This is a genomic window from Saccharospirillum impatiens DSM 12546 (assembly GCF_000423605.1).
GTDB classification, from domain to species: Bacteria; Pseudomonadota; Gammaproteobacteria; order Pseudomonadales; family Natronospirillaceae; genus Saccharospirillum; species Saccharospirillum impatiens.
Genome location: NZ_AUIH01000069.1, coordinates 1 through 10,629 on the forward strand (window position 1 = coordinate 1; position 10,629 = coordinate 10,629).

The following is a 10,629-nucleotide window of genomic DNA, read 5'->3' on the forward strand; positions in this document are numbered from 1 at the left end:
CCTTTTGGGACTACCACAGTAAAGGTTGGGCGAAACGCTATTTTGAGAAGTGGTACAGCTGGGCTATTCGTTGCCGTTTGGAGCCCATCAAGAAAGTGGCCAGAATGCTAAAAGCGCATAAAAATGGCTTGTTGAATTACTTCGATCACCGGATCAGCAATGCCGTCGCCGAGGGATTAAACTCAAAGATTCAGACGGTAAAGTCCAATGCTCGAGGTTATCGTTCTTTCGAAGGCTTTAGAACGAGCATACTGTTTCACTGTGGGAAGCTGGATATGCTGCCATAGGGTTCCACAGAGTTTTACGAAGAGCCATTTTGTGATGCCCGATCGATTCGCTAACGGTACACCTGCGAACGACTACGGAGACTTGAGTGGCGATAAATACACCCACGGCTTCGATCCGGCCGACAAGGCGTTTTACCATGGCGGCGACCTCGTCGGCCTGGTCGATAAGCTGGATTATCTGGAAGGTCTGGGTGTTACCGCGATCTGGATGACGCCGATCCTCAAAAACAAAGCCGTGCAAGGCACACCACCGAATGCCAGCGCAGCCCACCATGGCTACTGGACACTGGACTTCACACAGATTGATCCACACCTGGGATCTAACGAGGAACTCAGAGAACTGATCGATGCTGCTCATGAACGGGACATCAAAATATTCTTCGACATCATCACCAACCATACGGCCGATGTAATCAAGTACGAGGAATGTCATGACAGCGAGGGAAATCTGCCGGATGGTCAGGCATTGTGTGATTACAAATCACTCGAAGACTTGACGGCGGGGAACACTTACACTCCGTTTTTACCGACCGGAGAAGCCAATGCCAAAGTGCCCGACTGGCTGAACGATCCGCAGTATTATCACAATCAGGGCGACAGTCTGTTTTCAGGGGAAAACTCGGTCTATGGTGATTTTGTCGGGCTCGATGACCTGGCGACTTCTGACCCAGCAGTCATCGATGGCATGATCGACATCTTTAAAAACATCGTAACCGATTTCAAGCCCGATGGTTTTCGCATCGATACCGTAAAACACGTTCATACTGAATTCTGGCAAGCCTTTTCCCCCGCTATTGTCGACCATGCCCGAAGTGAGGGTATCGATAATTTCACGCTCTTTGGCGAAGTTTACAGCGCCGATACCGACTTGTTGAGCATGTACACCACAGAGGGGAAATTGCCTTCGGTGCTCGACTTTGGGTTTCAGGCGGCAGTGTCTGCTACGGTATCCGGCGGAGATGCCCCCACCACCCTGGCTAACCTGTTTCGCGATGACGATAAATACAGTGACGCCGACAGTGATGCCTCCGAATTGATGACGTTTACCGGCAATCACGATATGGGTCGTTTCGGCCACTTTCTGGGTGAAGCGGACACACTGGAAAACCTGGATAAAATGAAACTGGCACACGCCATGATGTATTTTCTGCGGGGTGTTCCGGTGATTTATTACGGCGATGAACAGGGCTTCACCGGTACCGGCGGCGACCAGGCATCGCGGCAGAGCATGTTTCCGTCTCAGGTGGATGAGTATCGGGCGAACGACAACATAGGTAGCGCGGCAACACCCGGAGACGACAACTTCGACACTGGCCATCCTTTGTATCAGGCGTTTGCCGAGTACGCTGACGTTTTACGTGCTCATCCGGCATTGCGACGGGGCGTGCAACACGAGCGCTACGTGGAAACACAAGGTAAGGGGGCCTTTGTGGTATCCCGTGTGTATGAAAGCGAAGAGTATTTGGTGGCGTTTAATACCTCGGCCGATCCTGTTGTGGTGAGGTTGCCTGCCGTTGCCAGAGCTTACCTGGGTGTCTACCCGGAGCGGGCTGCAGCGAAACGCAATGGTGACCAGATTGAACTGGAACTTGAACCCTTTGGGGTCGCTGTATACCGCGCCAACCAGCCCGTTCCTGCTTCCCCGGCGCCGAGCGTTGAGTTGAATGGGGTCAGTGGCGATGTGCCCCTGACAGGTCGCGTCACCCTGGTAGCTGACATTGACGGTCTGAGCGATATTGTGCTGCCCGACTACCAGGCAAGCTTTGACTACTCGGTTGATGGTGGCCAAAGCTGGCATCGCATTGCGGACGATTTCAATGCGCCTTACCGCGCCTATTTTCGGCTGAACGATTTTGCAGACGGTACCGATGTTCAGGTGCAGGTAACCGTTACCAACAGCGAGGGTGAGATGAGTACAGCCACCCAATCGTTGCGGGTAGACAGCCGATATCCGGAAACCGTTACGCTCGACTACCCTAACCTGAACCAACGCGATGCCTTGTATGCGGTCAGTAACAGTGGCCAGTTCCAGGGCCCACTATATGAGCAGAGGGGAACCTATGCACTTTCCTGGGGGCCGAACGACACGCAACAAACGCTGACCTGGGCAACGCTGAATGATGATACCGGTGTGGCAGAACTCGACCAGCCGTTTTCACTGACCCGCAGTGCCGTATTTGCAGTAGCGGAAGAAGACGGGTCAGGTGATTTGACAGCGCATCTGGCCATCGATGCATTGCCTGAGTTAAGTCTGTCGGGTACGCAGCCAGATCAGTTGGTTGAGCAAGCCCGGCTCATCGACGACAGCATTGACGGTTTGAATCTGCGCGGGGGTATTGTTGGCTGGGATCAGGGCAGCGCAGCTGATATGAACAACACCGAATACAGCACCTACCATACTGAGGTGTTTGTGGTACGTGGCGACGGTGAATTCAAATTTGCCGATGACCAGTGGGCGGCTATTAACCTGGGTGGCCCGGTCACCGAAAATGGCCTGACCTGGGGCGCCAACCCGGCCAATCTGTTGAGCTTTTTCGAGGCCGATTCGGTGTACGACGTCTGGGTTGTAGGTGCCGATGAAGATGCCAGCGGTGAGCTTGACTACATAGTGCCCATCGTAGCGCTCGATGCCGGTGTGTTCGCAGAACCTGTGTTTCTGCGAGGTACGATGACCGACTGGAGCGACGGCCGTCGGATGGCCCATTTAGGGGGCGACCGGTACGAGTTGGTTCTCAACGACCTGTCCGTCGGTAATTACGAGTTTAAATTTGCCGACAGTGATTGGGCGGATATTAACCTTGGCTATGGTGACGTTGTGTTCAGCGATGACTCGGTTGGGATCACAGATCCGGGGAACGGCAACATTGGTTTGTCGGTCCCTGCGACCAACGACTATACCCTGGTGCTAGACGCCACTGATGTAAACAACCCGTTGTTGTCGGTGACTTCCAGTGAAGTCGCCCCTTATCAGCCGCAGGGTGCCTTGTTTGTTAAGGGCGAGCTGAATGGTTGGGCCAACCTGCCTGCCTACCGGCTGGATTATCTGGGCGCCGGCCAATACCAAACCACAGTCGGCATAGACCCGGCGGCCTTTGATTTCAGCGGTGACGACGCCGGTGCCATCGACTTTGCCATTGCCAACGCAGGCTGGGGGTTCAAGCTGGCGGGCGCGGTTGACACTCTGGCGGCGGGTAGCAGTGTCACACTGAGCGACGCAATCGACAGCAATAACCGGATGGATGCGGAGCTTAGCCCGGGGTATTACGACCTGGTGCTGGATGCATCGGTCAATGCCAATGCGCCAACACTGACCCTGATGGCCAATCCGGACTTCACCTATGGTGACCGCTTTGGCCAGCCAATGTATGTGCGCGGCAGCTTCAATGGCTGGAGCAACAGCGAGTCTGTGCAACAGGCCGGTGTGCGTTACACCGATACACTGACACTGCCTGCCGGTGAAGCTTTGTTTAAACTGGTCAGTGATGACTGGGGCCTGCAAGTGCAGTACGCCGATGTCGTGCAGAACGGTGGCTTAGCCCTTAGCGGTGTCGATGATGGCTTTGGCGGCCTGAACATAGCGGCAAACATCCCGGTGGCCGGCGATTACCGGTTGACGTTCGACGCTACGAACCCTGAACGATTGATGCTGACGCTGGCCGCAGAATAGTCGTCAATCTGTAACAACGCTGCCCCTTGGTCAGGGTTGTTGTCCAGCTACCCCGGCCAAGGGTGGCTGGCTTGACCTTAACGGCCAGCCAGAGGCGCCATTAGCAGGGCAGCTCACTGACTGCTCTTAAATTTCCAAACTCCATCACAAACACAGCCTTCGGTGGTTGACGCTGGCATTGACCACACGGCACTCTCTGAGCTTGCGGGTGCGGGGCCTCAGGTCGTTAGGAAAACGACTTTAGCCTTCGCCTGCCAAGGAATTCATATCGTAGAGGGAATCATGAAAGCCGCTCAGTCTCGCAGCCCAGTCGCTGCCAGCTCCTCTTATCGGGTTGTCGCCCAACATGTCGCTGACGTTGATCAGGTTCATCAGGGGCGTTGTGAATCCGTTCTTGTCGATGGCCGCCCGGTCGCCATTGATGTTCATCCTAGTCAATTGCCGGCGGTACAGCAGGGCGATGCAGTCCTGGTCATTGAACTGGCCGATCAGCGACATATTCTTAACCAGGTTCTGACCGAAACCCCGGGCGTGTTCAGCGCTCAGATCGTTATTGAAAACGGCACCGCCCGTGTGCACTTGCCCGAAGGCATTGAGCAATACGAAATGGTGGTCGGCGACAGCCGGGTGCAGCTCAGCGAAGGCCGGGTTCGGCTGAACGGCCGTGAGTTACTCAGTGAAGCTGAAGGTCGTCACCGCTTGCTGGGCCACCCTATCGAACTGAATTGAGGCCCAGAGGTGATGACTGAAGCGCAGGACGCGCACACCGAATCAGCCTGGGCTTCAGCACAAGCTTTATGGCGCCAGCGCAGCCGTTTGCTAAAGGGCAGCGTTAGCCGCGAGCGTCTGGTCGGCCTCGAAAACCGGTTGCTGGCCGACCTGTGGCGTTTAAGCCAAACCACCGAACCCACGCTTGCCGGTTCCGAGCATTTAGTGCTGACAACCGCAGTACGGGTGCTGGGTAAAACGCCAGTCAATGCTCTGGTGACCGAGCTGCTCGGTGAGAAGCTTGAAGACCATGCCGATGATTTATGGTCGATGATCGGTTTGCTCGGCAAGGGCGTCTGGCAGCCGGTGCTGGCCGCACTGGCCAATGAACCGGAATGCCCGGCCACTCTGCGCTGGCAGTTGCTCGGCTTCGTTCCTGATCTTGTGCCATTCAATGCGGCACCGCCGCTACCCGACTCATTCACACCCGATAGCCTGTTACCCGGCCAGATCCGTTACGCGGCCCACCAGGGGCATTGGCAAGCCACCGACATCGCCAGAACCTGGCCTTTGGACGCGCCTGCCCCGGGCTTTGAACCGGACCTGAGTGCACTGATTCTGGCGGTGCACCGGGAGCAACCGCAGCAGGCCGCTGCTCTGGTGAACCGGGCCCTGGCGAGCGACCTCGCCAACCCCCTGGTGCTTGCCTGGGCGGCTGCACTGGCGCTACCGGAGGCCGCTATCCCGTTGCAACAGGGTTTTACCGAGGGCACCGTCGATGCCCGCTTACTGGTGGTGCATGGCCATGCCAACCACCTTGATTTTTGCCTGGCGCTACTGGAACAACCGCGGACCAATGCGCTTGGTGCCGGGCTTTGGCAGTCTCTGACCGCAGAAACACTGCCCCAGGTAGCCCGGCTCTCCGTGGTCGGCGAAAACCCCGGGAAGGCAGCCGCCAACAAAGACCCCGATACCCTGGCTGATGCCGGGTCCGCTCGGGCTGCCCTTGAGCGCTTTCACGCCGAGTGGCCAGCCAGACAACATCGGGTGCGCCAGCCTGAACAGGTGAAGCGCGTCATCAGTGCCCGCTTTGGCCGTGACATGACCGTCTGGGAACTGGCCTACCAGATGCAGCATCCGCAGGTGGCGCTTTCGGCCACTCAATCCGTTTGGGTTCGGCTGGCACAGCTAAACGCGGTGGAGGCGATATGATCGAACTGGTGCCACACGAGGAAATCGCCACGGCCTTGTTGCCCGGCTGGACGGCTACGGGTGAGGCGGCTGAGGTTCTGGTCGCCAAAGTCAGCTTTTCCTTCAACGCAGATGGCGAACTAACGCCCATCGTCGCAGACCCGATCGTCATGGCTGATGACTACCCGAACGACGACCCGGAAAACGAAGCCCCAGCTGCCGGTATTGAGGCCGTACCGTTTAAACAGGGCGCCGAGTGGTGGCTGGTCGGTTCTGCCTACAGCGATGAACCCCGACCCTTTTTCCCGGTGCAGGTACGGTTGACGACAAGCGGCGGTGAGCACAGCCAGAAACACCTGGTGGTATATGGCAAGCGCCATTGGCAGAAAACCTGGCGTGGGTGGGTGGCCAGCCCACCGGAGCCGATTACCCAGCAACCCATCGGCTATGAGGTGTCTTATGGTGGCCGCCACCCTGACATCGACACCGATACCTTTGTGCCCAATCCGGTTGGTCTGGGGTATTTGGGCCAGCGCAAACGGCCTTCGCCCGAGCAACAACCATTGCCGCACCTGGAAGCCCTCGACCGGTTAATGGCCCGCCCTATTCAGCGCGGTGAACGAGTAGGGATGGGGCCCATTCCCAGCCACTGGCCACCGCGTGCCGATGCTTTTTCCAACCTCGATGTCGATGCACTGATGCGTGGCGACTGCCCCTACCCGGACCCGCTGCCGGCCACCGCTTATCACAGCGCATCGGCCGATCAGTGGCTTAAGCAACCCTTGTCGGGCGACATCATGGTTGAATTGAAGGGGCTGGTGCCGGGCGTCTCCGTTGGCCAGATCGTCACCTTGCCGATAAAGACCCCGGTTTTGAACGCCGTGCTGAGAACGCGCACCACCCGAACCGTCAGTGACCTGCAGGCCGATACCCTAATCATCGATACACAGCAAAGCCGTGTGCATCTGGTGTATCGACAGGCCTTTACCGACACACACCGACGGGCTCAGGCCGAGCTTGAAGTGGTTGCGCTCGACGCGATGGCAGTACCGGAGGGCACACAGCATGGCTGAACAGCGCTGGTCGATTAAAGCCGCTCATGCCTGCACGGCCCGGGGATCAGACCCCGCCAGCCTGTGGGCCAGCGCCGCTGGCTTTCAGGCGGTGATACAACCGGAACCCAACCTGAGCCAATTTGTTGAAGACCAGGCGCTGGCCAGCCTAACCAGCCCGGCCGGGGGCGACTACCAGCCAAACGATGTTATTCGCAGTCAGTCGCTGGCAGCGAGCTTGCTGGCAGGCTGGAAGGAACCCCTGCCGACCAGCAATGTGACCCTGGCGTTAACCCTGGGTCGGCCCGGTGAGGGTTACCGGGGTGGCCAGCGGGTTGAACAACTTCGGGCGGGCCTGGTCGCTGCGTTGCGCATTGCAGGCGCTCCGCACTGGGCCGAGTGGTGCAGCGCAGCAACCCTGGCCAGCATTGATTGCCCGCAAGACTGGGAACGCATCAGCCGATCATCCAGCGCAGCGGTTCAGCCGGATATTCTCTGGCTCAGCGCAGACTCGCTGATCAACCCGGGCGCTTTAAAACAATTGGGCGATCGCGTCAGCAATGAACAATTTACCGATGGCCTGGTGCTCGGAGAAGGCGCCTCTGTGCTATGGCTTCAGCCACTGCCACAGGCATCGAACCACCCGCTGGCCCAACTGACTTTGCACACCTGCACCATTGCTGAACTGAACGCAGAGCAGAGCCCGTTATCCAGCATCGACCCGAACCGCGAGGGCCTGGTCAACCACGCCCTGACAGACCCTAAAAGCCAGACCCAATGGTACCGCTGGTTAGACACCTACCCTGAAGCAGACGCGCTTACCGAACCTCAGCACAACTGGCTGACCGCCGGGCTGGGGTATCTGGGCAGCGCTGGCTGGTCGCTTGGCATTCTGGCCGCTCTGGGGCGGTTGCCCATGCCTTGCCCGCCGGTTAACCGGGTACAGGCGTTACACCAAATGCCCGCGGGTCACTGGTTTCTGGCGACGCTGGAACCGGCTAACCCGGCATCAGAATCCCACGCTATGTCGACCACAGACACTCACTTTTCGCAGGTAAAAGGCAGTCAATCATGAGTAACAACGTATTGATCAATGGCCGCACGGCGGTTCATGCAGGTTCTAATGGAACGCTGAACACCATCGATGTCTGTCTGACGCCAAGCGGTAACAGCGTGGTGCCTATTCCGTACCCCAATGTCGCGCGCAGTGCGGATACCGACAAAGGCGCTGAAAGCGTGTTGATTAACGGAAACCCGGCCTGCCACATCAAATCGGTATTCAAAAAAAGCACGGGCGACCAGCCGGGTAACAAGAAGGGCGTGATGTCTGGAACCACCAAAGGCGAAGCCTCTTTCGTCAGCAGTGGGTTCGACGTACTCATTGAAGGTCAGCCTGCTGTGCGCGCCATGGACATGATGGTATCGAACAAAAAGAACACACCGCCAGCCCCGCTGATGCAGGCGATAGGCATGCCGCCACTGCCGACTCAGGTTGCCGCCCCGGAAGCAGCCGAAGCACAGTGGCAAGACAAAGTCGGCGTATACGTTCAGGGCGAGCCCGGCCAAACGCTGGCCGGCCTGGGTGCAGAAGAGGATGCCTGACCCCGCCAGGGTTTAAGCGGGCCGCAATACGACATTCAGGATCAGGGACACACTTGCACAGGCAAGGGAGCAAACGATGACCGTACAACAAGTGAGCATAGCCGCACCGGGTAGCAACCCCGATGACCCACAGCAACGCGAGCTGATAGTTGAACAGCTACCATCCGGTTCTAAGCGGCTGTCGCTGATGCTGCGCGACGAGCATTATGGCTACAACAAGGTGCCGGTTGGCGTCAGCGATACCTTGCCCGCCAATGAGCAGGCAGCCAGTTGGCCAACCTACCTGGTACCCGTCACCTTTTTGCGCCAATTGCCCGACTTGCCAGAAGAGGTTGCTTCACTGGCACCGTTGCGAGAAGGCTGGCTGTACATTTACGTTAATGGTTACCTCTGGCGCGAAATACAGGTCGGCGCGCAGGGCGAGCAATTTCGCGATGTTCAACTGACCTATACCAAAGGCCAAAACGAACGCCGTGCAACCGGGCTGCCTGAGCCGACGGTCATTCTACCGCTGCGTATCGACGGTACCGCCTGCGACGTTCGCATCGCCTATTCCGACGAACAATGGAGTTGGACCCGCATCAACCAACTGGGCGGCATGAACCCGGACGACCCTCGCCAGCGCCACGGTGAGGCGAAAGTCAGTGAGCTCGACGCCGCCTTTTGTGAAGCACAGCGCAACGCCTGGTTGAACTGCGTTGACTTGTCCCATGCCGAAGACAACTTTGTGTCCACTCCCGAAGACGCCACGGTACGGTTGATCAACCCTGAACAGTTGAATGAAAGCAGCCGCCACTACAACACCCGGTTCGACAAAGGCAATGCCAGCGTCATCCTGCCCGATTGGCTGGGCGATGCCCGGTACTACGCCGAATCATCCCGGGAACTGGCCGACATGCTGAACAGCACAGTTGCCGCACTCTCAGATTATCACTCAGACCAGAGCGCGGAGATGGACCTGAACACCCTGGCGGATGCGCGCCTGGCCATGCTGCTGAACCAACAGCTCTTTGCCGGCGTCGATGCGCAACTGGCATCGCCCAACCTCGATGATGACACCCGGGAAGTACTTGAAGAACGAGTAGAGCTGCGGGAGCTGGTCAGCATCGAAGACATTGAAAAAGCGCTGGAGAAAGACGGCTGCTTCAGCATGATCGAAGACGCACTGGCCTACAGAATCTCGACCGAAGAGCACCTGGCAAAACCGGAAGTCCACGCTGCCATTGCCGATTACCTGATTCAACCCACATCAAAAATATGCAGCCTCTATGATCTGGTAGGCAGCATGATCGAAGGCTTCAACGCGCCGGTAGCACTCGCCTACAAAGACCTCTATCTGAACACAGAAGACTACCAGCGCCACTGCGACCAGGACATCGGCATCGACCTGGTAAAACGCCTGAAAGGCGTACACGAAACCCAAGAACCCCACCCACTGTGCAGCTACCTGTTCCCGGAGTACGACGAAGAAAACCCGCTTAAAGTCGATGAACGTGACATTCAGGACGATGAACTAAGAATAGACCCGGCAAAGCTGAAGGCGTTGTTTGACGACGTAGACGAAGAGGGAAATGATCGAAACGACGCTCAGATAGCCAGATACATGAGCCACTCGATCAATGCTTTTGCTGAACGGATATCTGATACGGCGTTTGAGCAGGTTGAGAAGATACAGCAGGTTGAGCAAGACCAGGGTGAGATTGGAAATGAGCGGTTAAAGGAAGTTAAGAAAAGAGACTCATTAACGGAAAGAAAACAGGCAGAGCAACGCCATCTAAATGACTTAAGCAGAAAGCAGGCTCGACTGAATTATGAAAAGGAGAAGTATCTAGCCCGGATATTTCACCAAACAGCCTAAAGTAGCACTGCATAGAATTTGTTGAATGTTTTCGAGCAGCTCCACAGCTACAGGTCGATTTTGACCCGGATTCCCGATTTTCAGGCACACTTCCCCTTACCCCGTTGTTTAAAGTGTGCCGGGTCAGCACTGGTTATGGCTATGTCGAGTTCAGGTTGTTCAGTGCGGTTTCAAACAGTCCTTGATATGGGTAATGACTGGGCAGCAGGAAGCGAATTCGGCGCGTATTGTGTATGACGATGGCCGCCACCTTACACAGCTTTA

Annotated in this window: 8 protein-coding genes; all 8 read left to right on the forward strand. The window is 57.0% G+C overall.

Going from position 1 to position 10,629, the window contains the following annotated elements:
• Nucleotides 1-287: transposase (locus tag G565_RS24955; protein ID WP_037340341.1), on the forward strand; the 287-nt coding region annotated here is incomplete at its 5' end.
• A gap of 34 nt (nucleotides 288-321) precedes the next feature.
• A complete protein-coding gene (locus tag G565_RS26175) occupies nucleotides 322-3,954 on the forward strand; it encodes an alpha-amylase family glycosyl hydrolase (protein WP_051208269.1) in 3,633 nt (1,210 codons plus the stop codon).
• A 282-nt stretch (nucleotides 3,955-4,236) separates the two neighbouring features.
• Nucleotides 4,237-4,683, forward strand: coding sequence for a hypothetical protein (locus G565_RS0119000; RefSeq protein WP_028672266.1), 447 nt, complete (start codon nucleotides 4,237-4,239; stop codon nucleotides 4,681-4,683).
• Nucleotides 4,684-4,695: 12 nt separating this feature from the next.
• The gene (locus tag G565_RS0119005; protein WP_028672267.1) at nucleotides 4,696-5,874 is read left to right on the forward strand and encodes a hypothetical protein; all 1,179 of its coding nucleotides are present in this window, start codon (nucleotides 4,696-4,698) and stop codon (nucleotides 5,872-5,874) included.
• Nucleotides 5,871-6,926, forward strand: coding sequence for a DUF2169 family type VI secretion system accessory protein (locus G565_RS0119010; protein WP_028672268.1), 1,056 nt, complete (start codon nucleotides 5,871-5,873; stop codon nucleotides 6,924-6,926). Before G565_RS0119005 ends, G565_RS0119010 begins: the two co-directional genes overlap by 4 nt.
• Nucleotides 6,919-7,980: a hypothetical protein gene (locus G565_RS0119015; RefSeq protein WP_028672269.1), complete on the forward strand. Its 1,062-nt coding sequence runs from the start codon at nucleotides 6,919-6,921 to the stop codon at nucleotides 7,978-7,980. Before G565_RS0119010 ends, G565_RS0119015 begins: the two co-directional genes overlap by 8 nt.
• On the forward strand, nucleotides 7,977-8,507 hold the full coding sequence (locus G565_RS24965) for a DUF4150 domain-containing protein (protein WP_084649467.1): 531 nt from the start codon (nucleotides 7,977-7,979) through the stop codon (nucleotides 8,505-8,507). Before G565_RS0119015 ends, G565_RS24965 begins: the two co-directional genes overlap by 4 nt.
• A 76-nt stretch (nucleotides 8,508-8,583) precedes the next feature.
• Nucleotides 8,584-10,365 (forward strand): hypothetical protein, encoded by a 1,782-nt coding sequence (locus G565_RS0119025; RefSeq protein ID WP_028672270.1) that lies wholly within the window; start codon nucleotides 8,584-8,586, stop codon nucleotides 10,363-10,365.
• Nucleotides 10,366-10,629: the final 264 nt, after the last annotated feature.